The sequence below is a fragment of the Pedobacter endophyticus genome (genome assembly GCF_015679185.1).
In the GTDB taxonomy this organism is placed as follows: Bacteria; Bacteroidota; Bacteroidia; order Sphingobacteriales; family Sphingobacteriaceae; genus Pedobacter; species Pedobacter endophyticus.
Genome location: NZ_CP064939.1, coordinates 417015 through 442503 on the forward strand (window position 1 = coordinate 417015; position 25489 = coordinate 442503).

The 25489-nt window shown below is 44.0% G+C and carries 18 protein-coding genes; 3 read left to right on the forward strand and 15 right to left on the reverse strand.

From position 1 onward, the window contains the following. Window positions 1–6: 6 nt before the first annotated feature. The 3 genes from IZT61_RS01805 to mutS all read right to left on the reverse strand — a co-directional run bounded on the left by IZT61_RS01805 (window position 7) and on the right by mutS (window position 3849). Complete coding sequence (locus IZT61_RS01805; protein ID WP_196099504.1) at window positions 7–474, reverse strand: TlpA disulfide reductase family protein; 468 nt, start codon at window positions 472–474, stop codon at window positions 7–9. 190 nt (window positions 475–664) lie between these two features. Next, window positions 665–1171, reverse strand: a complete 507-nt coding sequence (locus IZT61_RS01810; protein ID WP_196099505.1) for a C40 family peptidase — start codon at window positions 1169–1171, stop codon at window positions 665–667. Window positions 1172–1236: 65 nt separating this feature from the next. Then, window positions 1237–3849 carry a DNA mismatch repair protein MutS gene (gene mutS / locus IZT61_RS01815; RefSeq protein WP_230383812.1) on the reverse strand — a complete coding sequence of 871 codons (2613 nt, stop codon included), beginning with the start codon at window positions 3847–3849 and terminating at the stop codon, window positions 1237–1239. A 355-nt stretch (window positions 3850–4204) separates the two neighbouring features. Here mutS and IZT61_RS01820 point away from each other — a divergent pair, with 355 nt between their 5' ends. Further along, on the forward strand, window positions 4205–4519 hold the full coding sequence (locus tag IZT61_RS01820; RefSeq protein ID WP_196099506.1) for an HPF/RaiA family ribosome-associated protein: 315 nt from the start codon (window positions 4205–4207) through the stop codon (window positions 4517–4519). 99 nt (window positions 4520–4618) lie between these two features. On the opposite strand, the gene IZT61_RS01825 is transcribed toward IZT61_RS01820, so the two are convergent. From IZT61_RS01825 to IZT61_RS01850, 6 genes are all read right to left on the reverse strand, one after another. Beyond that, window positions 4619–5395: a Fic family protein gene (locus IZT61_RS01825; protein WP_196099507.1), complete on the reverse strand. Its 777-nt coding sequence runs from the start codon at window positions 5393–5395 to the stop codon at window positions 4619–4621. A gap of 53 nt (window positions 5396–5448) precedes the next feature. Next, on the reverse strand, window positions 5449–6174 hold the full coding sequence (locus IZT61_RS01830) for a menaquinone biosynthetic enzyme MqnA/MqnD family protein (protein ID WP_196099508.1): 726 nt from the start codon (window positions 6172–6174) through the stop codon (window positions 5449–5451). A gap of 145 nt (window positions 6175–6319) precedes the next feature. Next, complete coding sequence (locus IZT61_RS01835) at window positions 6320–6943, reverse strand: histidine phosphatase family protein (RefSeq protein WP_196099509.1); 624 nt, start codon at window positions 6941–6943, stop codon at window positions 6320–6322. 19 nt (window positions 6944–6962) lie between these two features. Beyond that, window positions 6963–7058, reverse strand: a complete 96-nt coding sequence (locus IZT61_RS22535; protein ID WP_394370732.1) for a pentapeptide repeat-containing protein — start codon at window positions 7056–7058, stop codon at window positions 6963–6965. An 87-nt stretch (window positions 7059–7145) separates the two neighbouring features. Then, a complete protein-coding gene (gene mqnE, locus IZT61_RS01845; RefSeq protein ID WP_196099511.1) occupies window positions 7146–8339 on the reverse strand; it encodes an aminofutalosine synthase MqnE in 1194 nt (397 codons plus the stop codon). Window positions 8340–8848: 509 nt separating this feature from the next. After that, window positions 8849–9343, reverse strand: coding sequence for a lipocalin family protein (locus IZT61_RS01850; RefSeq protein ID WP_230383813.1), 495 nt, complete (start codon window positions 9341–9343; stop codon window positions 8849–8851). Between the two features lie 123 nt (window positions 9344–9466). Here IZT61_RS01850 and IZT61_RS01855 point away from each other — a divergent pair, with 123 nt between their 5' ends. After that, complete coding sequence (locus IZT61_RS01855; protein ID WP_196099512.1) at window positions 9467–10582, forward strand: trans-sulfuration enzyme family protein; 1116 nt, start codon at window positions 9467–9469, stop codon at window positions 10580–10582. Between the two features lie 126 nt (window positions 10583–10708). Here IZT61_RS01855 and IZT61_RS01860 read toward each other — a convergent pair whose 3' ends face one another. After that, window positions 10709–11791 carry a Gfo/Idh/MocA family protein gene (locus IZT61_RS01860; RefSeq protein WP_196099513.1) on the reverse strand — a complete coding sequence of 361 codons (1083 nt, stop codon included), beginning with the start codon at window positions 11789–11791 and terminating at the stop codon, window positions 10709–10711. A 105-nt stretch (window positions 11792–11896) separates the two neighbouring features. Further along, entirely contained in the window at window positions 11897–13348 is a 1452-nt protein-coding gene (locus IZT61_RS01865; protein ID WP_196099514.1) for a Gfo/Idh/MocA family protein, read from the reverse strand. A gap of 39 nt (window positions 13349–13387) precedes the next feature. Here IZT61_RS01865 and IZT61_RS01870 point away from each other — a divergent pair, with 39 nt between their 5' ends. Beyond that, the gene (locus tag IZT61_RS01870) at window positions 13388–13576 is read left to right on the forward strand and encodes a hypothetical protein (protein ID WP_196099515.1); all 189 of its coding nucleotides are present in this window, start codon (window positions 13388–13390) and stop codon (window positions 13574–13576) included. A gap of 40 nt (window positions 13577–13616) precedes the next feature. Here IZT61_RS01870 and IZT61_RS01875 read toward each other — a convergent pair whose 3' ends face one another. The 4 genes from IZT61_RS01875 to gltB form a co-directional block, all read right to left on the reverse strand. After that, a complete protein-coding gene (locus tag IZT61_RS01875) occupies window positions 13617–17024 on the reverse strand; it encodes a DUF1080 domain-containing protein (protein WP_196099516.1) in 3408 nt (1135 codons plus the stop codon). A 39-nt stretch (window positions 17025–17063) separates the two neighbouring features. Beyond that, the gene (locus IZT61_RS01880) at window positions 17064–18344 is read right to left on the reverse strand and encodes a Gfo/Idh/MocA family oxidoreductase (RefSeq protein WP_196099517.1); all 1281 of its coding nucleotides are present in this window, start codon (window positions 18342–18344) and stop codon (window positions 17064–17066) included. A gap of 642 nt (window positions 18345–18986) precedes the next feature. Then, window positions 18987–20453 (reverse strand): glutamate synthase subunit beta, encoded by a 1467-nt coding sequence (locus IZT61_RS01885; protein ID WP_196099518.1) that lies wholly within the window; start codon window positions 20451–20453, stop codon window positions 18987–18989. A gap of 3 nt (window positions 20454–20456) precedes the next feature. Continuing rightward, window positions 20457–24956, reverse strand: a complete 4500-nt coding sequence (gene gltB / locus IZT61_RS01890) for a glutamate synthase large subunit (protein WP_196099519.1) — start codon at window positions 24954–24956, stop codon at window positions 20457–20459. Window positions 24957–25489: the final 533 nt, after the last annotated feature.

The following is a 25489-nucleotide window of genomic DNA, read 5'->3' on the forward strand; positions in this document are numbered from 1 at the left end:
ATCGTGTTATTTTAAGTTGAACAAGGTATTTTTCAATTCTGTTTCGGTAAACTCTTTCTCGTAAAAACGCCGCACTTGCTTATTTACGAACAGGGTTGCCGGTATTGCGCCAGACCACTTTTTATCTATCCGCTCAATGTATTGTTGCTGATCTGGCTCATCTAAAAGAAAAACTTCCGCCTTAATTTTATTTGCTGAAACGAACGGAACGACCTGTTTTTGTAACTTCGATTTAAAATCTAAACTCACCAATAGCACCTTAACGGGTTTTTTGATGTTTTCGGCACGCAACTTCTCAAAATGTGGTAGCTCTGCAACACATGGACTACACCACGTGGCCCAAAAGTTAATTACGTAAGTGGTGTCTTTCCCATTTGCAATGCGCTGATTCAAATCGTCGAGCTTAAGCAGTTTTACCTGTGCATTAACAGAATAAGTAATTAAAGATAAGCAGATTATAACAAATACACGCATAGTTTTATAACGAAGACTTAAAGGGTTTAGTTTTGGCTTTTATGAGATTGCTATCGGATCTGGATGGAGCCGCAGTCCCGAACTTTCTTGAGGGTGATCAATTAAATATTTTTACAAAGATTTCTCCTCCGTAGGACTCCTATGGAGCGCTTCGTTCGAAATGACGGGGAGCCGATTTTGGGCAAATCGGTCAATTTACCGAACCCGATTTAACCAACACGTTTTGATAGGCGGGTAAATTCAAATCATCGACAATGACGCCCCGGGTTGTGCTTGCGTGCACAAAGAAGCCATTATTGAGATAAACGCCAACATGATCTACGTCATTTCCGCCGAATGAAAAAAATACAAGATCTCCTTCTTGCAAGGCGCCGTAATTTTTTTTCCTGGCAAAATTGGCCTGATCGCGGGAAATCCGAGGCAGGGTAACACCGTAAATTTCCTTTTCAAGCAGATAAGCAAATCCAGAGCAATCGATGCCGTTTTTATCGAGACCACCGAAGCGATATTTAACGCCCGTCCAATCGGTAATGAATTTATAAAGCGGTTTGCTCTTCAGGTTTGCCATCGCATCTGCGGCTTTTGATGCATTTGTATTGCCTTTAACGGTATATTTTCGTGTTCCGCAAGAAGCAACGAATAGCATGATGACGATAAGGCTTGAGGTGTAAAGTACAGGGTTTAACGTTCGTTTCATCTTCTTCTCGTGTTAAGTTTAGCGTTTAAAACCTTCATCTTAAACCCGAAACCTTTTAGCGTTTTCTAGTTTTTGATCAATCGTTGTATTTCATCCAATTTCAACAGCGCTTCAACCGGTGTTAGCGCATTAACGTCTAAATTGTTCAGCGTGTCTCTGATTTTCACCAGCACCGGATCGTCAATGGCAAACATCTGCAATTGGTAAGCCTGGTTTTGAACTTTTTTTATACTGTCTTTAATGCTTTGCCCCTCTGTCCGGTCGATCTCCAGTTTTTTCAGAATCTCATTTGCTCTGCCAATCAGTTTCGGCGGCATGCCGGCCATTTTTGCCACATGGATTCCGAAGCTATGCTCGCTGCCACCGGGAACGAGTTTCCGCAAAAAGATCACTTTATTCGTCATTTCTTTAACAGAAACGTTAAAATTCTTAATCCGCGGCATGGTATTGGCCAATTCGTTCAACTCGTGATAGTGCGTTGCAAAAAGTGTTTTCGGCCGCGATGTCGGGTGCTGGTGCAAAAATTCTGCTATGGCCCAGGCAATGGAAATGCCATCGTAAGTACTGGTACCGCGGCCAATCTCATCCAACAAGATCAAACTGTTATCTGATATGTTGTTCAGGATGCTGGCCGTCTCGTTCATTTCCACCATAAAGGTACTTTCGCCCGATGAAATATTGTCTGACGCACCAACACGGGTAAAGATTTTATCAACCAAACCGATATCGGCGGTCTTGGCAGGCACGAAGCTTCCCATTTGGGCCATAAGGACAATCAGGGCAGTTTGCCTCAAAATTGCCGATTTACCGGCCATGTTCGGCCCGGTAATCATAATAATCTGCTGGGAATCGGCATCGAGATACACATCGTTTGTAATGTACTCTTCGCCCACGGGTAACTGCTTTTCGATAACCGGATGCCGTCCGCCTTTAATATCAATTGCCTTATCTTTATTCACTCTGGGCAAAACATAATGGTTTTTTTCGGCGAGCTGCGCAAAGCACAACAGGCAATCGAGTTGCGCAATCAAGAACGAATCGAGCTGAATTGGCTTAATATAACTTGCCGTTTCGTACATCAGCTCATTGTAAAGCCGAATTTCGATTGCCTGAATCTTTTCCTCAGCGCCCAAAATCTGCTCTTCGTATTCTTTAAGCTCAGGCGTAATGTACCGCTCTGCATTAACCAGTGTCTGCTTCCGAATCCAGCCTTCTGGAACTTTATCTTTATGCGTGTGGGTGACCTCCAAATAATACCCAAAAACGTTGTTGAAGGAGATTTTGAGCGATGGAATACCTGTGGCCTCCGATTCGCGTTTTTGAATTTGAACCAAAAAATCCTTGCCTCCAAAAGCAATTTTGCGTAAGCGGTCTAAATCGGCGTCAATTCCGTCGTTGATCACATTACCCTTCATTAATACCGCCGGAGGATCGGGCTGAACTTCGCGTTCTATTCTTTCGCGAATAGGTAAACAGGGGTTCAACTGATCGGCAATTTTAATCAGGAACGGATTCTTAGAATCGGCAGCGAGTTTTTTAACGGCTTCAATATGGGTTAAGGCTCTTTTTAAAGCGACCAATTCCCTCGGACCTACACGTTGTAATCCCACTTTCGATATGAGCCGCTCTAAATCGCCTATTTGTTTAATGTTGGCCAGAAACTCATCGGCAAGCGCTTTATTTTTAACAAAAAAATCGACCATGCCGAGCCTTTCCTGAATGGGCTTGAGTTCTTTAAGCGGCATAATAATCCACTTTTGAAGCAGTCTTGCCCCCATTGGCGTGCAGGTGTGGTCTAAAATATCGAACAAGGTAACTGCATTATCGTTTGGAGAGTTTACCAGCTCAAGATTGCGGATGGTAAACCGATCTAACCACATGAAACGGTCTTCCTCTATCCGGCTAATGGAGGTAATGTGCTGTAAATTGCGGTGTTCGGTTTCGCCCAAATAATGTAAAACAACGCCAGCAGCTACAATTCCACTTTGCAGGCGCTCAATTCCAAATCCTTTTAACGACGTTACATCGAAATGCTTGGTGAGGGTTTCTTCGGCATAATCTGAAGTGTAAGGCCACTCATCTAAACCAAAAGTATAAAACCGATCGCCAAAATGCTCGGAAAAAACCTGCCGTTTCGATTTTTGAAAAATGACTTCCGTGGGTTTAAACCCCTGCAAAAGCTTATCAATATAATCGCTGTTTCCCTGAGCGATTAAAAATTCGCCGGTTGAGATATCAAGAAAGGAAACGCCGATAAGCGCTTTATCAAAGAAAACCGACGCGAGGTAATTGTTCGATTTTTGATGTACAATATTATCGCCATAGGCCACGCCGGGTGTTACTAATTCGGTTACGCCACGTTTTACAATGGTTTTTGTGGCCTTTGGATCTTCTAATTGATCGCAAATCGCGACGCGCTGTCCAGCCCTAACTAATTTTGAAAGGTAATTATCGAGGGAATGATGTGGAAAGCCAGCCAGCTCTAAGGCGCCGCCATTAGGGCCAGTGCCGCGACGGGTTAACACGATGCCCAGAATCTGAGCGGTTTTAATGGCATCTTCGCCAAAGGTTTCGTAAAAATCGCCAACCCTAAAAAGTAAAAGTGCACCCGGATACTTTGCCTTTATGGCATTGTACTGCTGCATTAACGGGGTTTCTTTATTCGTGTTTTTAGCCAAAACTGAAATTAATTTGCAAAAGCTATAAAGATAACACGATTAAGCGTTCTATTGCTGTTTTGTTGAAAAGTTGAAAGATTGTTAGCGTTTAATCGAATTACCAAATCCAAGCACCAATTACCAGGGCCTACGGGATAACGATTCGGACCCGGAACCGATCTTCATTTCGACCGTATCGCTCCGCAGGAGCTCCTTTGGGGAGAAATCCTCGAATACAGTGTATCAAATCCGAAGAGTTTCTCTATCACCATCAAACGGTTCACCATGTGCCACTTGCGATTAAATGCGCTCTTTTTCCAAACGTTTTATTATATTGTGTGTTTAATTTATAAATACTTAACCTAATATAATTACTATGACGATTCAATTGAATACCGACAAAAACTTAACAATCCATCAGGAATACGACGATAAGATCCAAAATCAGATCAAAGATGCCTTAAACCGTTTTAGCGATTTAATTATGCGTTTGGAAGTACACCTATCTGATGAAAATGGCAGCAAAGAAGGCCTGGAGGATAAGCGCTGTTTGCTTGAAGCAAGAGTTGCCGGAAAAGAGCCAGTGGCGGTAACCAGTTTTGGAGCCAATTATGATTTAGCGATAGCCGGCGCCTTAACTAAACTGAAAAGCGCAATGGAAACCATAGCCGGAAAAATGAAAAGTCACTAAACAGTTGATTTAGAGCACAATATAGAGAAGTCAAGTTTTAAAAACTTGACTTCTCTTCGTTATAGGTAATAGCAAAACTCAATCGGACCAATTTTTTTATCAGAAGGACTGCGGCAACATGACTAAAAAAGGCAATGCTTTGGAATAATCGAGCTCTTCATATTCGAGCCCTAAAACTCTCAAATTTTCATAGTACTCTTGATGGTTTTGATAGTACATCTTTTCGGACTGTAAAAACCAAGATTTATCTCCCAACTTTTGAGCTAAAAACCATTTCTCCAGTAGTCTACCCGTGCGACCGTTTCCATCATTAAACGGATGGATTTTCACAAAAACCAGATGAATTATCGCCGCAAAAAAGAAAACCTCTTTAATATTCAGCGTTACAGATAATAAGATGGCTAAATCATGATTAAGCTTCTCCATTTCTGCTCGAAGATTAAACGGCGAAACCGCCACGTATTCAATCCTACCATTAGGTGTAGAAACATACATATTGCTATTTCTCAGCTTTCCCTGATAATTTTTGGCCACAATATGCCTGCTCAGTAGTTCGTGTGCCTTAACAACATTTTCTGCATTTAATGGGTTGTTCTTTGCAAAATCGTAAGCAAAATATAAATCGTCGATTTTTTTGGTGTAATCGGGTAAAAACTCTATTCCAAACCGCTTATGCTTGATGTAAGAATCCAAGTCAATATCCTCACCCTCAATTTTACTTGAATAAACCGAGGACACAGAGGTATAAAAGTCAAACGATTCCGTCGAAATCTCTGCATCTTTTAACTTATCGAACTTTTGATCCAGGTCATTATCAACCTGCGAGCAATACGCTTCGAGCAATTCAACAGGTATAATTTTCAGTTCATCGAACATGCTGGCGAATAGATTTTAGACTAAGTTAAGATTAGATTTCGTAAAAAGTCTAACTAAAGCTGATCAATATATTCCAAAAATAGTTTTAGCGCCTTCCTTCTGTCATCCGTAACCTCAAACTGCAGTTTGTTGTACAAGTAGTCTTCCAAATCGAAATTTTCGGTCTGAGGCAGGCTCTTAAGAACTTCTTTTCTGTGATCGAGGCCAAATTTTAATGCGGCATTAAATTCGTTTTTAAATGCTTGCGAAATCTCTTTATTGGCTACCCAGGCAGCATACATAAACGGCAGCCCGGTAAAGTTTTTCCATTCCTCGCCCATATCATAGGCAAATGGGTAATCATTCTTTTTACCAAATGTTCGGTCGCCGATCAAAACGATGGCGTCGGTTTTTGCACTCACATCAGTGGTAAATTCCACTTCCTGCTTCCAAAAGAATTTAAGCAGCACCTTGGCCAAGTTATTCGAGGTGCGGGAATGAGAATCCAAGCGCAGCGTTCTGATTTCGTTTACAGGAACATCGCTAAAAATGAACACCGAGTTTACGGCGCCATCACTACCGATGCAGTAGTCGGCAATGATGTTTGCATTGGGCACCAATGGAATAGCCGCCACGGGCATCAAACCTATATCTGCCTGACCGTTAATTACTTTAGCTGCGCAATCCGTCGGAATGTCTAAGCTTAAATCGATTTTATTGATGATGTCGGAATGTGCTATTCCGTATATAAAAGCTTTGGTGTTGGTGTAGGCAACAGCCGATATTTTTATTTTATTCAAGGTGTTATTTTATTTCAATTATTTGTCATTCTGGCTGGAGGAAGAATCTGCAAGCGACTGGCAATGAGTATTTAATTTGGGGGTATCTTAACAAAAATGCTGCTAACCAGAAACAGGTAATTCGTTCATCAGTACTACATTCACGTTAGCCAATTATTAAACCATCTAAATGAATGGCACTATTAAATTCGAGAACAGAAAACTCACCATTTTCGAAGCCCATTTTGTACAGTACCGTGTTCTGGTGCGGGAATTCGGTCATTTGTTTTAGCGGCATGCCGAGCAGCAGACATAGAAAAACCCGCATTGCCCTTCCATGCATACACAGAAGCACCGTTTCTTCTTCTGGTCTGTTTGCCAGCAAATTCATCGGTTCTTTCAAGCGATCGTATACATCCTGAACGCTCTCTCCACCTTCAAAATGAGCACGGTAATCGCCGTTTTGCCAGGCCTCAAGCATTTGCCGAAAAGCTTCTCTCGATTCTTCGGTATTCGGTTTTCCCTCCCAAACACCCCAGGCTAATTCATCCAGTCCAGAAACCTTTTCCCAGGGCAACCCAGAGTCGATAAACTTTTGAACGGTTTGCCAGGTTCGCTTTAAGTCAGACGTATAAATTTTATCGAAACCGACATCTTTGTATTTTTGATAAAACGCCTCCGCCTGTGCCCTGCCAGTATCATTTAAATCAGAATTTATACCTCTACCTTGTACTATGCCCTGTCTGTTAAGTTCCGTTTCGCCGTGGCGGATGATATAAATTTGCTTCATATTAAGAATGAGTGAATTTTTAATTAGTGAGTTTTGAATGAGTGAATATTGAATGAGTGAATATTGAATGAGTAAATTTTGAATGAGTGAGTTTTGAATTATTGAATGAAGGCATATCAAACGGAAGAGCATCATGTAAACATTCACTCAATCTGTCATTCTTTCATTCATTCACTCAATCTCTCATTCCGTCATTCAACAATTAATTCACTACCGGTAGCTTATAATATTGTGGCTTTTGTTCTTCCTCAAAAACAACATTTTCGAAGTCGGTAACCACATTGTACAACGTATCTCTTTCTATCGCTTTCCTGCCCACTTGCTTAATCAGGTTCACCAGTTCGCGGGTGCTCATCGCCGGGGTTTGCTCCTCTGCACCAGCCATCGAATAAATTTTTGTAGTATCATCCAAAGTACCGTCTATATCGTCGACACCGTAATTTAGTGAGAGCTGGGCTGTTTCGCGACTAATCATTGCCCAATAGGCTTTGATGTGGTCGAAGTTATCGAGATAAATGCGGGCAATGGCGTAATTTCTTAAATCCTCTACTACAGACGATTCAGGAACATTGCTCATCTGGTTGTGCTGATTTCTGAACTTAAGCGGGATAAATGTTTGAAAACCACCGGTTCTATCTTGCAGCTTACGGAGTTTCTCCATGTGATCAACACGGTGCCAAAACTTTTCGATATGCCCATAAAGCATGGTAGCGTTACTTCTCATGCCCAGCTTATGCCATTCCTCGTGTATGGCCAGCCATTGTTCACCTGTACATTTGTCTTTGGCAATCTGATCGCGAATCTCAGCGTGGAAAATTTCAGCACCTCCACCCGGCATCGATTGTAAGCCTGCCTCTTTCATTAGCTTCATACCCGTGGCGTAATCTACTTTCGCCTTTTTAAATATGTAGTGATATTCAACCGGCGTTAATGCTTTTACATGCAACTCTGGGCGATGTGTCTTTATTGCGGTAAAAAGTGCCGAATAAAAGGACATATCGTATTGAGGCAACACGCCGCCTACAATATGAACTTCCGTCACCGGCTCGTTATCATACTTTTTAACAATGTCGAGCATTTGATCCATCGTTAATGCCCAACCTTCTTCTTTTTGCTTGATTAGTCGAGAATAAGAGCAAAATTTACAGTCGTAAACGCAAAGGTTGGTGGGCTCTAAATGGAAGTTGCGATTGAAATAAGTTTTATCGCCATGTTTTTCTTCGCGGATGAAATTGGCGAGAACCCCAAGGTAGCCGAGTTCTGCGTGCTCGTAAAGATAAACGCCCTCATCAAATGTAATTCTTTCTTTTCGGAGGACTTTTTGTGCTATGCTTTGTAGTTCAGTTGATAATGAGGTATCAGCTAATATTTTTTCAACTTGCTCAGTTGTATTCATTCCTGATTATTTTCTACAAAAATACGATATTGAGCGGATTAGAAAATCATTTTCTTGTAACAAACAAGGAAAAGGTTTATTGGTTCATTATCCTTCGACTCCGCTCAGGATGACACTTGGTTCATTAGTCATTGGTTCATTAAAGTCATCCGATGAATATCGGCATATCGCATATATTCATCGGATGACTTATTGCTATTGGTCATTGGTTCATTAGTCATGGGTTCATCAAAGTCATCCGATGAATATCGGCATATCGCATATATTCATCGGATGACTCAATTGCTAACTGCTAATTGGTCATTGGTAATTGGTCATTGGTTCATTGGTTCATTGGTCATTAACAAAAAAAACACCTCTTTTCAGAAGTGCTTTTTTTATCTTTTTGCTAGTGTTATGTCAAACATTCATGTCACGCCGATGGTCACCTTGAGCGGAGTCGAAAGGCCGGTAAATTGGGCTTCGACTCCGCTCAGCCTGACAAAGTATCGTTGATACGACCATAATAATTAGTTTGCAGCGGGAGAAAAAGTTAACACAATATTAGCTGTTTTTCCGCCGAATTCTATTGGCGATTTCATTACCATACTCCCCTTTGAAAGTTGAGTCAATACCAAACGGTAACCCTCAGTTACGTTCTTCGCCTTATCGCCTTCGTATATTTTCTTAAATTGAAAGGTTTCTTCAGCTGGTGTTGCCGACCAAAAGATGGTTTGCATTACCGATCCGCACTCGCTGGATGTAGGCAAAGTGTACGAACCGTTTCCACTGTTGGTTAATTTCCATGTACTGCCCTCGAAACATTTGTATGATTTTTCGCCAAATAAACCTTGTACCGCCTGATCTGGCAATCCCTCCAGCGCTATATTGTTTAACACCCAGGTACCGGTGATGGTACCTCTGCCGCCGTTAATGCCTGTTGTTGCATTTTTTGTAGATGAACAACTCTGTAACATTACTAAAGTAGAGCATGCTATTGCGATAGCTATAAATAATCTTTTCATTTCAGTTTAATTTTAATTTCGGGAAACTGATTACATAAATCTTGCCAAAACAATTACGAAGCTTAAATTAGCGGCGAATTATTAAATTGCCTCGCGAATAATCGATTAAAACAATAAATCATCATGAAACCCGAAACCCTTGCTATTCACGCCTCTAATCTGGTAAAAAATACCACCGGAGATGTTACTCCCCCAATAAATTTATCGACGACATTTTTTCGCGACGAACATGGCGGTTATCCGGGCGGGCACATGTACAGCCGTGTAAGTAACCCAAACCGGTCTGCTTTAGAAAACACTGTAGCTAAATTAGAGTACGGTAAAGACGCTGCGGCTTTTGCATCGGGCAATAATTGCGGGTTAAGTCTTTTTCAGGCACTGCGGCCCGGTAGCCATATCCTGGCGCCCGATGATATGTACTGGGGAATTAAAAAACAGCTGCTTACTATTTTTAATGAAATACTTGAATTTGACTTTGTCGATCAAACGGATTTAAACCTGATAAAATCCAGCATTAAGCCCAACACGCAGCTCATTTGGATTGAAACACCGTCGAACCCACTGTTAAAGATCACTGATATAGCCGAAATTGCGAAAATTGCAAAAGCACATCAAATTACCCTGGCCTGCGATAGCACCTTTGCCTCACCGATTCTGCAAAACCCAATTCTGCTTGGCGCCGATATTGTAATGCACAGCAGCACAAAATACCTGGGTGGCCACAGCGACATTTTGGGTGGAATATTGGTTACTGCCAGGAAAGATGAACTTTGGGAAAAGATTAAAAATATTCAGCAAACCGGCGGCGCTGTCCCCTCTCCGTTCGATTGTTATTTACTTTGCCGAAGCATTAAAACATTGGCTTACCGAATGAAGGGGCACTGCGAAAACGGTCGCCTTGTTGCACAGTTCCTCGTTAATCATCCAAAGGTTGAAGCCGTTTTTTATCCCGGTTTGGAAACTCATCCGCAACACGAAATTGCCAAAAAACAAATGAAAGATTTTGGAGGCATGATGTCTTTTTTAGTTAAAGGCGATGCAGAAGCAACCAGCAAAGTTGTAAATAAAGTAAAGTTGTTTGCCCAGGCCACCAGTTTAGGGGGCGTAGAAAGCTTAATCGAGCACCGTTATTCGGTTGAAGGGCCCGACAGTAAAACACCAAAAAACCTGTTGCGGATTTCGGTCGGGCTTGAACATGTAGATGATATAATTGCCGATTTGGAACAGGCTTTGGGTTAAGGGTCTTGTATTTCTCTCAAACAGCTCTTCGACTCCGCTCAGACGGACAATCGCGGCGATCGTCATTCCTAGTGGCGACAGGTATCTCTCCCGATGAAAAATCGGCATTGGATATGACGGGTGTCGTTACAAAGTAACCACCTGCCCCGTCTTTACCGATTCATCGCAAGCAAACGCAATCTTCAAACTATTTATCGCATCTTCCGTTGCCTGGTTTAAATCCAAATCTTCGTTCATGGCCTTTAAAAAGAAACGTTGTTCGCGGTTACAAAGTTCCTGATGATCGGGTTCATCTTGCAAATCCAAATATTCGTCAGGGCTTAAGAAACAGTCGTCATCGTTTAAGGCTGCGTGATGGATTTTAATCGATTCCGTTTTGGTATGCGAATCAATGTCATCAGAATTACCGGCTTGTGATGCTTTTTTGGCAACTATGGAAACGGCTCCCTTCGGACCAAAAACATCCTTGATAAAAAAAGCATTATCACTTACCATCGGGCCCCAGCCGGCTTCGTACCAGCCAATAGAACCATCGGCGAACCGAATTTGCAGCTGGCCGTAATTGTAGTTCCATGCAGGAATATCATCTGTTAGCCTTGCACCGATGGCACTTACCTGAACGGGCTTCGAGCGGGTCATCTGGCACATTACATCGATATAATGTACGGCGCAATCTACAATCGGGCTTAAGCTTTTCATTAAATTACGGTGAACCGTCCATTTTGCACCCTGACTTTGCTGGTTCAGGTTCATGCGCATAACCAGAGGCTTACCCATTTGTTGTGATAATTCTATAAACTTCTCCCACGAGGGATGGTAACGCAATATATACCCGACCACCAGCTTTTTATTTGCTTTCGTTGCCGCCTCAGCCACCCGAACGGCACCCTCAACGGTATCAGCCAAAGGTTTTTCAATAAATACATGACACCCTTTTTCGAATGCCTGCACAGCAAACTCCTCGTGTGTATCAGGGTAAGTAGAAATACAAACCGCATCAGGTTTGGTGGCCTCCAGTGCTTCATTGTAATCGTTAAAAAGTGTATAGCCGCCACCAAGCCGCTGGTTCAGTACCACCTTGCTGTTGCCGGTTGAGACCAGACCACAGATCTCAAAACCGGGCAAAGTGTGATATGCCATCGCGTGAGACGCACCCATATTGCCGCAACCGACAACCAGCACCCGTAAATTTTTATTTGTATTTAACATGAGGTCAATATCGTTATCATTTTTGTACAAGGCGTTTTAGCCAATTTATAATCATCAATTATATTAAACGCTAATTTAACTTAGCTGCGCAATACCCTGTAGCTTTTAAACACCCAGACTCCAGCCCGCACGGTATTCGCGTTTTACAAACTGGTTTACCTCGTCGAAGTTGGTTACCCGTAAATTTTGTTTATCCCATAAAAGCTTGATGTCCCTCCCCGGGTAGGTAAAACCCTTGCCGTCTGCTTTAGGTTTTTGCACATCCGTACCCCGAATAGCCAGGTTCGCAATTAACAGCGTTTCAGTAACCGGGCCGGCAATTTCGAAAGGCGAGCTCAGCTGAATTTTTCCATAGCCCGCAATAGCAGCCTCTGCCCATTGCCAATAATGCCCATCAACACCACCCTTAACCCGTTCAATTTTTGGTTTAACATGTACCTCGTTCGTTCGCGATAGGGGCAATAATCGTGGGTTTGCACCATAAACGTCGCACATCATCTTTCCCTTTGTTCCCTCAAACAACACGCCGTTGGCGCCGAAGCTTTCGTTCGGGCCCAGTTCTTCGGGACGGGCAGGTTTAATTCCTCCGTCCATCCAATGGATCTGCAAGTTGCCTTTCGTCTTCTTTGTTTTCTCAAAAGTAAGAATGACATGGCTCGATGGCGGACAACTATCAGGAAAATAGCCTCTTTTAAATTCGTCTACATAAATGCTTCCAACGCTACACTGCACATCAATCGGTGTGTCCAATCCCAAAACCCGGATAGGTGGTTCGATCAAATGACAACCCATATCGCCAATGGCGCCTGTTCCGTAATCCCACCAGCCCCTCCAGTTAAATGGAACCAATTTTTCTACGTACGGTTTATAGGGAGCACTACCCAGCCATAAGTCCCAATCCAGTTCCGGAGGCACATTTCCGCCGGTAGAAGGCCACAAAATGCCTTGCGGCCACGATGGGCGATCAGTCCAGCAGTATACCGTGTGCACCTTGCCAATGATACCCGCATTGCACCAGTCTTGTAACTGCCTTACGCCATCGCCCGATGAACCCTGGTTTCCCATCTGCGTTACCACCTGGTAGCGGTTAGCGGCTTCAGTGAGTTTACGTGCTTCGTAAATGTCGTGCGTTAAAGGCTTTTCTACATACACGTGTTTACCCATTTGCATCGCAGCCATGGCAATCATGGCGTGGTTATGATCGGGAGTTGAAACCACCACGCCATCGATGTTTTTGTGCTCTTTTTCGAGCATCACACGATAATCTTTGTAATATTTTGCCTTTGGGAAGCTCTTTACCGAGTTGGCCGCCCTCCTATCATCAACATCACACAAAAATGCAATGTCCGATTTACCGCCTTTGTAAATATTGGCCAGGTTGCTTTGTCCCTTGCCCCCTACGCCCACGCCAGCAACCATTAACCGATCGCTGGGTGCCAAAAACCCCTTGCCTAACACGTGGCGGGGCACAATCATAAATCCTGCGGCTGCAAGGGCCGTCGCTTTAATAAAGTTTCTTCTTGACTTGGAGTGCAATGATTCTTTTGTCTGTTCCATTTTATCTGATTGTGTGATAATAATCTAATTTAACATTGAATGTATGATAAGGGCTTTTTGTTGCCGTTAACTAAATTACAGCCTTTTTTTTCTGAAAATGAGCATTTAGCGCAAGTTGGCTGCCTTAGTTTTGTTGTTGTCATTCTGACGAAGGAAGAATCTCTGACCTACCAGTCACCAAAACTTGCCTTACTGCTGCCGCCCCTGGCCATTTTGGTTTGTACTTAAATTGAAGCCAGCTTCCCTGCGCTCAGGATGACAGCAGTTACTACTTCTTCTTGCTCAAATCCTTAATGCGGATATTCCTAAACTGTACAAAAGAGCCGTGTCCTAAAAAGCCGATATGCCCACTGTTGCGTAATAGGCCCGGATGTTCCTTTCCATCTGCTGCCCCGTTTTTACGAGCTTCGGTAATATCGCCATCTAAAATGACCTCGCCATTTAAAATCACCTTAATTTTCGGCCCTTTAACAATTACTTCCTGGTAGTTCCATTCGCCCACTGGCTTAAGAAAACCCCTTTTTGCAGGCAGCGTACCATACACTGAGCCATGATATTGATACACATGCAGGTTTTTATAAATTGGTGCATCGTTATCCAAAATCTGTAGTTCCATTCCCGTATAAGCGGCATCGCCCGCTAACGGTGCACGAATGCCCAAACCATTGTTTGCGCCGGGGGTGAGCTGAAATTCAAACCGGAAGATAAAATCACTAAATTCATCTTTGGTAAATAAATTGCCACCAGAGCCCTTGTCGGGCTTCGGTCGAATGGCGATGTTGCCGTCTTCAATCGAATAATCGACCGTGTTCCCGGTCCATTGATGCATATTGGTGCCGTCGAAAAGGACTTTATAACCCTCTTTCTTTTCGGTTGCACTCAATTGGAAGGGTTTAACCCGCGGCAGTTCACGAATGTAAATATCGCGGTAAACCACCGGCGAACCGTGTGCCTGCAGTTCAATCTGCTCTTCGGCAAAAATCGGTAAATTTCTGTCCCAGTAGTTCTCTAAGATGATATTGTCTGTTACCAGTTCGCCGTTAAGGTAGACGGTCACCCGATCGCCTTTCATCAGTATTCTAAAGGTATTCCATTCGTCAATTTTGTTGTCAGCTACCTTTAACGGTTTGCTTTCGTTCACTTTATTATTGTATAAACCGCCCGAGCCTACCTGGGCGCCAACGTTGGTGCGGGCATTGTCCCAAATTTGTACCTGCGGTGTCCCGCGAAGGTATATTCCCGCGTCTCCCTCACCTTTTTTGTCGTCAACAATTTTCCAATCAACCAACATCTCAAAGTCGCCATATTTTTTCACCGTTGCCAGGTTGTTTCCTTTGCCCACGAAATGAAGCTCGCCATTAATGGGTTTCCAGCTTTGCTGCGCCTCGGCATCTGCCTTTTCTTGTTCGGCAGCAAGGGTTTTTGCATCCATTTTCGAGCGCTTAATCGGGTCGGCCACTAAACCCTTCCATCCCGTTAGGTCGGTACCATTAAAAATGGATACGAACCCTTCTCCCGGGTTCATTTCGTTGATGTATTTGCGCATGCCTTCTTTTTGGTAGCCGCTATCAGGCCCTGTTATTACGGCAATGGCTTTGTTTAACAGGTTTTTAACCAAATCGCCATTATACGTTCCGGAAAGGGTAATATTCATCACAGACTGTGCTGCGGCTTGCTGCAGCGCAGGATCATCGAGGTATTTGCCGGAAAAAACGAGCGAATTGAAACACTTGGCTTGCGCTAAATCAGTTAAGATTTGCTGCTTTTGTCCGTCCGTCTGCGCCACGTCCATCGCATTGCGAAGCATCAGGAACTTTTGTTCTGCAGTTGCATTGCTTGTTCGGATCTGTTTTAGATATCCCTCAATCGCCATCGCTAAAAAAGACGGATTCTTTGTCTGTCTTGCAATCGCGATCAACGCCGCGGATGCTGTGGCATCTTTCCATGCTGCAAGGGCTTCAATAGCTGCTTTCTGCGTAGTTTCGTTTCCTGCTTTATAAGCATCGGTCACTGCGGTGAGCGACTGGTTGCCGCCCAGACTCGCCAAAACTTTGTAAAAAAGCGCCTTCTTTTTTTCAGGAGCCGTGTTCATCTGCGCCAATACAATTTCAACGGTTTTTGTACTGTCGCCGCTATTTACAGCAGCAACCAGCGCCTTTTGAACGGCAAGTTCATCGGCGCCGGTACTCTCATTCAGCAGATTGAACAGCTGTGGAAGATTATCGCTTATGGCCACCGAACTCAGTGCTGCGTAGGCCGCTGTTCTCACTTCGGGATGCGTATTTTTTAATTGTGCATAAACGGCTTCCAACTGTACGTTTGCAGCCCGAGACGCCAGCAAATTCAGCAATACAATTTGAGTACTGGGCTTCGATGACGGAATGGCGGCGGCAATTGGTGCGGTAATGTCGGTGCCTTTCATGCGTTTTATGGCATCTGAACTGGCCTGAAGCGTCGTAGAGTCAGCATTTTTCATTAATTTCAGTAACTTGCTCAATACTTTATCCTGACCGATGCTTACGGCTGCATCAATTGCAGCAAGTTTTACTTTGGGATTTTTGTTGTTGAAGTGTTTAACTATTGCATCGAGCGCCTGCCCGGCCGGTACTTTACCGAGGGTGTTTATGATATCGGCTTTTACCTCATTGCCGGCCTTGTTCATGGTATTAACCCAGGCAGCGGTATTGCCACCTTTAATATAGGGTATTGCAAAAGCCAAAGCAGCCTTGCGGTAACGGGGGTTGGCATCGGTAGCGGCGGTTAACAACAACTGCTGATTATCATCGGTGGCCTCAACCAACAATTTTAATGCAGCGATATGAACATTGATCATTTCTGCGGCATTCGTTCTTGTCCAAACGTCTTTTGCAATTTTTGAGGCAAGTTCTTTATTTCCGTTCTTAAGTTGTTGGTTCGCAAAAACGAGGTAGCTGCCTACGGCGTTGGTGTTTTCGAATTTGTAGCCGGCTTTTTCTGTGGCTGCGGCCAGTGTTTTTTCCGAAGCGGGATCGGCTATGTAGGCCAAACTGTAGAGGGCCATTTTAGCCAAGGCCGGATCTGCATCAGTGGCTAACGGGATTAATTTCTCTGCGGCTTTTTGATAACGGATGTCGCCCAAAGCTTCTACAATTGCAATGCGGGCATTTCCCTTTGCATTGCTTAATCCGTTTAAAAGTGTAACCTTGGCGTTTTCTGTGTTGATTTTTACCAAAGCCCGGGCTGCTACATCTGCAAGGAAATCGTTGGCCAGGTAAGGCGCCAAGCAAGAAACGGCGTCGTCTTTTCCTACCAAATCGAACTGGCTGATTACAAATGCCCTGTTTTGAGGGTCTGTCAACTTTTGTAGTGCTTTGCAATAGGCATTCACACTCATTTTACGGAGGCTCTCCTGGCCGGACTGACTTACATAGGCAGAAAAACCGCCAATTGCATATTCGAGCTGCGCATTGTTGCCTTTGCCGGCGGTTAAGCCCGTAATCAGTTGTACATAACCAGCTTCGCCAAGCGCTGCAATATCATCAATATTGTTTTTTAGCAGTTTAGCATCTTTGGCGGGCATCTGCGCAAGCAAATCGGCAATTCGCGTGGTTATCGTTCGTTGGTCTGCCTGCTCCTGGCTATAGGCCATGTGTTGAAGTGCGAACACCACGAGCAGGGCTAAAAATATTTTTTTCATTTGGTTATGCAGTCGGTTGAAATGGTTGTTGAGAAATTGTTAAATAGAAAAAGGTGCCCGCATTACGGGATTAATTAATCTGTTGGCACCATCATCATCGATAAATTCTTGTTTTACCGGATCAAACTTCAACGAGCGCCCGAGTTTGAGTGCGATTAACCCCATGTTTACAATGTTGCACGATCGATGCCCGTTTTCTTCGTTCAGCGCAAATTTTTGGCGGGTCTTAACTGATTGCGTGAAATCGGTGATTTGCAGGGCCGGATCGGGAAAGGCCGCCAGTTTACGCTCCAAATCCGGAATATCCGACTTAAAACCGGGATATAGCTTTCCTTTTGGCCCTTCAATATAGGGTACGTTGGTGTCTTTGCCTTCGCCATCTAAAATAATTTGGCAACCATCTGCATAAGTGTAGGTAATTCTCCGCCAGGTACCTACGGCATCGGTGTGCTGCTGCGGCGCATCTATTTCAACCGAAACCGGGCTGGTATCGTCTTTGCCCAAAAAGTATTGTATGGGGTCGATATAATGCTGGCCCATATCACTCAAACCGCCTCCGTCGTAATCCCAATAGCCTCTAAACGTGGTGTGAACGCGATGCGGGTTGTAAGGTTTGTATTGTGCGGGGCCGAGCCACATGTTGTAATCGAGTTCTGCCGGAACGGGCTGCGGCGTGAGGTCGTCCTTTCCTACCCAATAAAACTTCCAGTCGTAGCCCGTGTGTTTGCCAACGGTTACTTTTAAAGGCCAGCCCAAAAGCCCGCTATCTACCAGTTTCTTAATCGGTTTTACGGTGGTGCCCATTCCATAAAAAGTATCTTTAAAGCGGAACCAGGTGTTTAATCGAAACATGGTGCCGTGCTTTTGTACAGCTTCTACTACCCTTTTACCTTCGCCAATGGTATGCGTCATGGGCTTTTCGCACCAAACATCTTTCCCTGCATTGGCGGCTTCTACGGCCATAATGCCATGCCAATGCGGCGGAGTTGCGATGTGTACAATATCAACTTCGGGCAGTTTGAGCAATTCGCGGTAATCGCCAAAAGTTTTTACGCCTTTATCGAGCATCGCACTGGCTTGGGCCAAATGTCTGGTATCAACATCGCAAATGGCCACTACCTGGGTCCCGTCATAGCCGAAATGTCCTCTACCCATCGATCCGACACCAATTACGGCCTTGGTTAGTTTATCACTCGGGGCAATAAAACCGGTGCCGCCCAGCACGTATCGCGGTACAATGGTAAATGCAGACAATGCAATTGCCGATTTCTTAATAAAATCCCGACGAGAACCGGAGTTTTCGGTTTGTTTAGTTTTCATGTAGCGTAGGATATATTTGGTTTCCTTAAGGTTACTAAAAATAAGGTCGAAAGCCTACGAAAACAAATAAAAAAATCTACGCAAACGTTTGACTAAGTATTTTGTTACAAAAGATCCTCTCCCTTTGAAAGTTTGTGAGGCGTGTTCTGGGGTGCAAGTCCCTCTCCGGGAGAGAGGGAAATAAAGGTCAGTGGCTTGAAGCCTCTCCCTATCAGTGTCTGTGGTTTGTTTTTCTTTTAGTAAATCCCGTCGGGTGAAAGGGGTTCATCCTCTAGAATTGAAGCTTTATTACGGCACTTTACGATTAATACAATACTAAAACGTTGCTCTTGAATACAATACAATGTCGTAGTGCGACGCTACGACGAGATAGTCTCACTTCCCCTTTTGGGCAGTGGGTTGTTGTCCTTTGGCATGCCATATTGATTTTTTTCCGAGAAATTAAAACTCAGATGACAGCATCAAAAAAAAAATAATCAACTCCCTTGTTTTTGCAGAAAACTGGCTTCTGAGAATGAACGTTCACATTAACGCCCGATACGCCCAATCAAAAAAAAGGTTGCGAGTTTCCTCACAACCTTTTTTTATTGAATTATTTAACCTTCGACTCCGCTCAGAATGACACCGAACGGGACCTTTCGCTTAGGCATAAGCAATGGCATCTCTTGATGCCAGTTTTGTAGTTCCCATCAAGTATTCATCTACTTTACGGGCGGCTTCTCTTCCTTCGGAAATTGCCCAAACTACGAGCGATTGACCACGACGTACATCGCCGGCTGCAAAAATTTTGGCGATATTTGTTTGGTAGGTATGTTCGGATGCTTTTACGTTACCTCGGTTATCGAGCTCAACACCTAATTTTTCAATTAAGCCTTCTTTTTGCGGGTGCAAAAAACCCATTGCCAGCAATACCAGCTCGCAGGGCAAATCCCTTTCAGTGCCTTCTACCTCTTTAAAGCTAAGCGGCCTTCCGTTTGCATCGATTTCCCACTCCACATCAACCACTTTTAAGGCTTTCAGGTTCCCGTTTTCATCGGCTATAAAGTTTTTGGTGTTTACCGACCATGCTCTCTGAGCACCTTCCTCATGCGAAGAAGTGTTTTTTAACAACATTGGATAGGTTGGCCAGGGCATGTTTGTGGTACGCATTTGAGGCGGCATTGGCATAATTTCGAACTGCGTTACCGATTTTGCGCCATGACGGTTAGAAGTTCCGATGCAATCAGATCCGGTATCTCCACCGCCAATAACGATTACATTTTTGCCTGAAGCCATAATGTCTTCGGTAACAACCGCACGATTGGCCACACGTTTATTTTGTTGCTTTAAGAAATCCATAGCGAAGTGAACACCTTTGGCTTCTCTGCCCGGTATCGGTAAATCTCTCGGAATGGTCGACCCTCCGGCCAAAACAACGGCGTTAAAATCGCGCAAAAGCGTGCTGATTTCTACATTTTCGCCTACGTTGGCGTTGCATCTAAAAATGATGCCTTCTTCTTTCATCAGATCAATGCGGCGATCGACCACATTTTTTTGCAGTTTAAAATCGGGAATACCGTATCTCAAAAGCCCACCCGGTGCATCATCACGTTCGAAAACGGTTACTTCATGGCCAACCTTATTTAACTGAGCAGCAGCGGCTAAACCAGCGGGACCTGAACCAATTACAGCAACCTTTTTGCCCGTTCTAATTAATGGTGCCTTTGCCTTGATGAAACCTTTTTCGAAAGCAATTTCGATAATGTGCTTTTCAATTTCCTCAATTGAAACCGGGGGACGATTGATGCCCAATACGCATGCAGATTCGCATGGCGCCGGACAAATTCTTCCGGTAAATTCTGGAAAATTGTTAGTGCTCAATAAGATATTTGCAGCTTGCTCCCATTTTGCCTGATAAACGGCGTCGTTAAATTCTGGAATAACGTTTCCTAATGGGCAACCCGATTGGCAGAACGGAACGCCGCAATCCATACAACGGGCAGCTTGATTATTTAATTCTTGTGCGGGCAATTCGTTCAAAAATTCCCCATAATGTTTTATACGAGTTGTAGCCGCTTCTCTTGTGGGCGCAACTCTATCGTATTCTTGAAATCCTGTTACTTTTCCCATGGCTTAGTGTATTTTAACTTGTTGATTACGTTTTGCTAAAACTGCTTTGTATTCTTTAGGGAACACCTTTACAAAATGATTCGATTGTGTTTTCCAATCGCTTAAGATAAACTCAGCAACCTTACTGTCTGTAAGTCTGATATGCGTTTTTAGCAATGCCATGATTCGTTGTTCATCTTCGGTTTGCAGGGGATCCAGATCGACCATTTCCCTGTTGCACTTGCGGGCAAAAGTTCCATTGGCATCGTAAACCCAGGCCACGCCGCCACTCATACCAGCAGCAAAGTTACTTCCGGTATCACCAAGAATTAGCACCTCACCGCCAGTCATGTATTCGCAACCGTGATCGCCAACACCTTCTACAACGGCCGTAGCGCCCGAGTTACGAACTGCGAAACGCTCTCCTGCTTTTCCGCGGGCATAAAGCTCACCTGAGGTAGCCCCGTAAAGCGCTACGTTGCCGATGATGATGTTTTGCTCGGGTACGAATGTTGAATTTGAGAATGGATAAACGGCTAAACGAGCTCCTGATAAGCCTTTACCGACATAATCGTTCGCTTCACCTTCTAACGATAAGGTAACACCACGTGTGTTAAAAGCACCAAAACTTTGCCCGGCAGAGCCTACAAACTTAAAGTTGATAGTATCTGGAGGTAAACCTGCGCCCAAATGTACTTTCGAAATCTCGTTCGATAACATGGTACCTAGTGACCGATCGGTGTTTTTAACATTGAAGCTTGCAAAAACAGGCTCGTTATTGGTAATTGCGGGCTGTGCCGCCGCAATTAACTGATGATCTAACACATTGGCCAAACCGTGATCTTGTTCTTCGGTATTAAACAATGGCAAACCATTATCTTCTGCTTTAAACAAGATCGCCGATAAATTCAAGTGCTTCAATTTCCAGTCTTCAGCAGGCAATTCGCGTACTTTTAAAATATCCGACTGGCCGATCATTTCGTTTATGGTTCTGAAACCGAGTTCAGCCATAATTTCACGCAGTTCTTCGGCCAGGAAATAAAATAAGTTTACCACGTGATCAGCATCACCAGTAAATAATTTTCTCAATTCGGGGTCTTGCGTAGCCACGCCTACAGGGCAGGTATTCAGGTGACATTTACGCATCATAATACAACCTGTTGTAACAAGTGCTGCCGTTGCAACGCCCCACTCTTCGGCACCTAATAATGCTGCAATAGCAATATCTCGTCCTGTTTTCAATTGTCCATCGGTTTGAAGCACAATACGGTTACGCAGCTTGTTCTTAACTAAAGTTTGATGTGCTTCGGCCAAACCAAGCTCCCACGGTAAACCTGCATGTTGGATTGAGGTTAGCGGTGAAGCACCTGTTCCACCATCGAAACCTGAAACCAAAATTACATCGGCGTGTGCTTTTGCAACACCTGCGGCAATTGTACCTACGCCTGCTTTAGAAACCAGTTTTACGTTGATTCTTGCTGCACGATTGGCATTTTTTAAATCGTAAATCAACTGCGCCAAATCCTCAATCGAATAAATATCGTGGTGCGGAGGTGGCGAAATCAAACCTACACCGGGCGTAGAGTGACGCACTTTGGCAATCCAATCGTCTACTTTGTGGCCGGGTAACTGACCGCCTTCGCCCGGTTTTGCGCCCTGAGCCATTTTAATCTGCAGCTCATCGGCATTGGTTAAATAATAACTGGTTACACCAAAACGACCCGATGCTACCTGCTTAATGGCCGAACGCATGCTGTCGCCATTCTCCATTTTAGTGTAGCGCATTTCGTCTTCACCACCCTCGCCGGTATTGCTTTTTCCGCCGATGCGGTTCATGGCAATCGCCAGAGTGGAGTGTGCCTCGTGAGATATGGACCCAAAAGACATTGCCCCTGTTGCAAAACGCTTCAAAATGGCTTCTGTAGATTCGACCTCGTTTAATGGAACCGACGGGCGGCTGTAATTAAACTCAAACAAACCCCGAATGGTGTAAGCTTGTTGTGTCTGCTCATTTACCAGTTTAGAATATTGTTTGAAGATGTTATAATCGTTTTTACGGGTTGCGTTTTGCAACAAGTGGATGGTTTGCGGGTTAAACAAATGCGCCTCGCCCTTGCGACGAAACTTGTAAGTTCCCCCTGCAGGCAATAGGTTATCGGTTTGTGTTGTGGGACCGAAACTGCGGTGGTGCTTAATTAGGGTCTCTTTAGCAATTTCATCTAAATTTAAACCACCGATACGGGATACTGCACCTGTGAAATAAGTATTTACCACTTGCTTATCTAAGCCCAAAATTTCGAAAATTTGCGCTCCCTGATACGATTGCAATGTGGAAATACCCATTTTAGAGAATATTTTAAGCAAACCACTATTTACGGCATAGATGTAATTTTTAGTAAGCTGCTCAACAGATAAGCCACTTTCTTTTTGGAAACCGCTAACGGTTTCTAAAGCTAGGTACGGGTTAATTGCCGTAACGCCGAAGCCAAGCAAGGTAGCAAAATGATGCACCTCCCAAATGTCGCCCGCCTCAATTACGATCCCCACAGCACCGCGGTAGCCTTTGCGGATCAGGTGGTGGTGAACGGCAGATACAGCCAATAATGATGGCATTGCCGCGTGTTCAGAGTCGATTGCCCTATCAGTTAATACGATTACCTGAAAACCATCTTCTACGGCATCAACGGCATAGCGGCACAAACGATCTAACGCTTTTGCCATTGCACCCGGCTTTCCATCGGCACGAAAATAAGTTTGCAAGGTTTTCGCCTGGAAAACGCCTGTATCGATACTTCGCAGTTTTTCTAATTCCTGATTGGTTAAAATCGGGTGTTTAATGGCTACACAATGGGCCTGCTTTGGCGATTCATCCAACAGGTTGCCCATGCTGCCCATAAAGCTCGCTAAGCTCATTACCACTTTTTCGCGGATGGGATCGATTGGCGGATTGGTTACCTGCGCAAACAACTGTTTAAAGTAGTTCGACAAGTGTTGCGGGCGCTTTGAAAGAATGGCAAGCGGTGTATCGGTTCCCATCGAGCCGATTGGCTCTTTGCCCTCAATAGCCATTGGTTTAAGCAACAGATCTACGTCTTCGCTGCTATAGCCAAACACTTGCTGGTATTTAAATATCGATTCTGACGACAAGCCAGTGAACATTACACGTGGCTCGGGCAGTTCCTCTAAACGGATTTGATATTGATTGATCCAATCGGCGTAAGGACTTTTGCCGCACACCTGCGTTTTAATTTCATCATCGCTGATGATTCTTCCCTGCTCCATATCCACGACGAACATTTTGCCGGGTGTAAGGCGGCCTTTTTCGATAATGGTACTTTGATCGATGGCCAGTGCACCAGCTTCTGATCCCATAATTACGCGATCGTCTGAAGTGATGGCGTAACGCGAAGGGCGCAAACCGTTACGATCGAGGGTGGCGCCAATCAGCTTACCATCGGTAAAGGCAATGGCAGCCGGACCGTCCCACGGTTCTATTAAAGTAGCGTGGAACTCGTAAAACGCCTTTTTAAGCGGGTCCATATCCTCATTACCATCCCATGCTTCTGGCACCAACATCATCAAAACGTGCGGTAAGGTTCGACCGGCGTGAAGTAAAAGTTCGATTACGTTATCCAAACAGCCAGAATCGGAGTTCGTCTCATCAATAACAGGCAATAACATGTCCAATTCTTCTGGCGTAAAATAAGCCGAAGCGAAAGATTTTACACCGGCCCTGAACCAGTTCAGGTTTCCCTGCAGGGTGTTGATCTCGCCATTATGCGCTATAAAACGGAAAGGCTGAGCCAATCTCCACGATGGAAAGGTGTTGGTTGCAAAACGAGAGTGAACTAGGCCAAGGGCAGAAACCATGCGTTTATCGCTCAAATCGGTAAAGTAAGTGCGAACTTGTAACGAGGTCAGCTGGCCTTTGTATATAATGGTTTGCGCCGATAGCGAAACCACGTAGAAATCTTTACCGCCATTAACCGTGTTGGCGATAAGTTTAATGAGATAGTTTTTAAAAACATAGAGCTTGCGTTCGAAATCGGCGCCTGCTGCAATGGCGTAAGGGCGGGCAATAAACACCTGCTCAATTTCGGGTTCAACCGAAAGCGCCATGTTGCCAATATCGGTCGTATCAACATCAACTTTTCTGAAACCCAAAATCTCCAATCCCAATTTTTCTGCAGCACGGTAAATCAGTTCTCTGCATTCCTCTCTCGATCGGATATCCTTCGGCATAAACAGCATCCCAACACCATAATTATTGGTTTCGGGTAAGCTGAAGCCTGCTTTGAGACATTCGTCATATAAAAATTCGTGAGGAATCTGAATCATGATACCGGCGCCATCGCCTGTATTTGGTTCTGCTCCACATGCCCCTCTATGATCTAGATTTTCTAAAATAGTAAGTGCATCGGAGATAATTTGATGCGATTTTCGCCCTTTCACATGCGCAACGAACCCAATACCGCAGGCATCGTGTTCAAATTGCGCATCGTACAATCCACTGTTTGGTGTCATTCTTTGCTCGTTAGTTGTTAGTGTATAGGAAACACTAAGATACGAAAAAGCATTTTTAAATTACCGAGTTGTTATTATTTTTTGAATTATCTTAGTTTATAAACAAAATTTGGTGCATTAAATATCAAATTGATAAATAAATGAAGTCCCTGTTAAGAATATGTTAACCGAAGATTTTGGTAAATAAGCATATACTGACATTAGGCAAATGGCCCAAAAGTTTAGTTCATTGATTTTAAATGTGAATAGTTTCTTTACTAGTAAATAACACAAATCGGCAAGCTATGCAATTTTGATAATGCTGAGCTATGTTTATTGGTCTGATCTGATCTTGCTCTCCAATCGTCGTTGCACACGTTCAGTTCGGCCGTTTATTGAATTGATAATTAAAAAAAGTGAGAAGACTTATTCGCCTGCCCGGCTCAAAAAAGATGCCGTTTTACAGCTAATTCATCATTCTTATGAAACCGTTGCAACCACGGAGGAAAATTATTAATTTACTAATCAACAAGATAGCGGCAATAGCTGAGAAA